The sequence below is a fragment of the Escherichia sp. MOD1-EC5950 genome (genome assembly GCF_002965345.1).
GTDB classification, from domain to species: Bacteria; Pseudomonadota; Gammaproteobacteria; order Enterobacterales; family Enterobacteriaceae; genus Escherichia; species Escherichia marmotae.
In genome coordinates this window covers 1-1,653 of record NZ_PTSR01000081.1, presented here as the reverse complement: position 1 = coordinate 1,653, position 1,653 = coordinate 1, and the positions used below count along the sequence as shown (strand labels likewise).

Below are 1,653 nucleotides of genomic sequence, written 5' to 3'. Positions count from 1 at the left end.
TGGTTACGGATCTTCCTCTCCCCCACACAACGCCACCTCCTGTAAGTACAACATGTCGTGCTGCATTCAGCTGCTCATGACACTATATGTTGTGTTATTTCCCTGACCTGTGATGCGCCGCGCAGGGGCGGAAAACAGCGATATGATGATTTCCTCAGCGTGGTACACTTCCGGAAAGTCGTTTATTCAAATAAAGTCGGATCTATATGAAACGGGAATACGGTAATTACGCTTTGTTTTTATAAGTCAGATTTTAATTTTTATTGGTTAACATAATGAAAGGTAAAATACATAAGGCTTACTAAAAGCCAGATAACAGTATGTGTATTTACGCGCTGATTTTTGCGGAATAAGAATATATACTGACATGCATACCCAAAGTATGTCAAAAAGAGGTGTGCTATGAAGCAGCGTATTACAGTGACAGTTGACAGCGACAGCTATCAGCTGCTCAAGGCGTATGACGTGAATATCTCCGGTCTGGTCAGTACGACTATGCAGAACGAAGCCCGGCGACTGCGCGCAGAACGCTGGCAGGCTGAAAATCAGGAAGGGATGGCAGAGGTCGCCAGGTTTATTGAAATGAACGGCTCTTTTGCCGATGAGAACAGGGACTGGTGAAATGCAGTTTAAGGTTTACACCTATAAAAGAGAGAGCCGTTATCGTCTGTTTGTGGATGTCCAGAGTGACATTATTGACACGCCCGGGCGACGGATGGTGATCCCCCTGGCCAGTGCACGTCTGCTGTCAGATAAAGTCTCCCGTGAACTTTACCCGGTGGTGCATGTCGGGGATGAAAGCTGGCGCATGATGACCACCGATATGGCCAGTGTGCCGGTCTCCGTTATCGGGGAGGAAGTGGCTGATCTCAGCCACCGCGAAAATGACATCAAAAACGCCATTAACCTGATGTTCTGGGGAATATAAATGTCAGGCTCCGTTATACACAGCCAGTCTGCAGTCATGGTACCGGCAGTGTATTCTGCCGGACAGCCTGCATCGCTGCCTGTTGCCATTGATTATCCTGCAGCTCTGGCACTCCGCCAGATGTCGATGGTCCATGATGAACTGCCAAAATATCTGCTGGCTCCGGAAGTGAGTGCCCTGCTCCATTACGTCCCGGATCTGCGCCGCAAGATGCTGCTGGCCACACTGTGGAACACCGGAGCACGCATTAATGAAGCACTGGCGCTGACGCGGGGGGATTTTTCGCTTGCGCCTCCGTATCCGTTTGTGCAGCTTGCGACCCTGAAACAACGGACCGAAAAAGCCGCCAGGACGGCAGGAAGAATGCCCGCCGGGCAGCAGACTCACCGGCTGGTTCCGCTCTCCGACTCCTGGTACGTCAGCCAGCTGCAGACGATGGTGGCCACACTGAAAATCCCCGTGGAACGGCGTAATAAACGAACAGGCAGGACAGAGAAAGCGCGGATCTGGGAAGTGACGGACAGAACGGTCAGGACCTGGATTGGGGAAGCGGTTGCCGCCGCTGCCGCTGATGGTGTGACGTTCTCTGTCCCGGTCACGCCACATACGTTCCGCCATTCCTATGCGATGCACATGCTGTATGCCGGTATACCGCTGAAGGTCCTGCAGAGCCTGATGGGGCATAAGTCCATCAGCTCAACGGAGGTCTACACGAAGGTGTTTGC

General features: G+C 52.0%; 3 protein-coding genes. All 3 read left to right on the top strand.

All coding sequences use genetic code 11. The features are described from left to right. The first annotated feature begins 402 nt into the window (after positions 1–402). Positions 403–621: a type II toxin-antitoxin system antitoxin CcdA gene (gene ccdA / locus BEA93_RS24215; protein WP_000813639.1), complete on the top strand. Its 219-nt coding sequence runs from the start codon at positions 403–405 to the stop codon at positions 619–621. Position 622: 1 nt separating this feature from the next. Further along, positions 623–928: a type II toxin-antitoxin system toxin CcdB gene (gene ccdB / locus BEA93_RS24210; RefSeq protein ID WP_001159871.1), complete on the top strand. Its 306-nt coding sequence runs from the start codon at positions 623–625 to the stop codon at positions 926–928. Next, positions 929–1,653 (top strand): site-specific integrase (locus BEA93_RS24205; RefSeq protein WP_105225234.1); only part of this gene is annotated, 725 nt, incomplete at its 3' end. It lies immediately after the preceding gene.

What these genes read in the sequence shown, in the direction of transcription:
- ccdA (WP_000813639.1), top strand. Translation starts at nt 403, where the DNA reads ATGAAGCAGCGTATTACAGTGACAGTTGACAGCGACAGCTATCAGCTG.
- ccdB (WP_001159871.1), top strand. Translation starts at nt 623, where the DNA reads ATGCAGTTTAAGGTTTACACCTATAAAAGAGAGAGCCGTTATCGTCTG.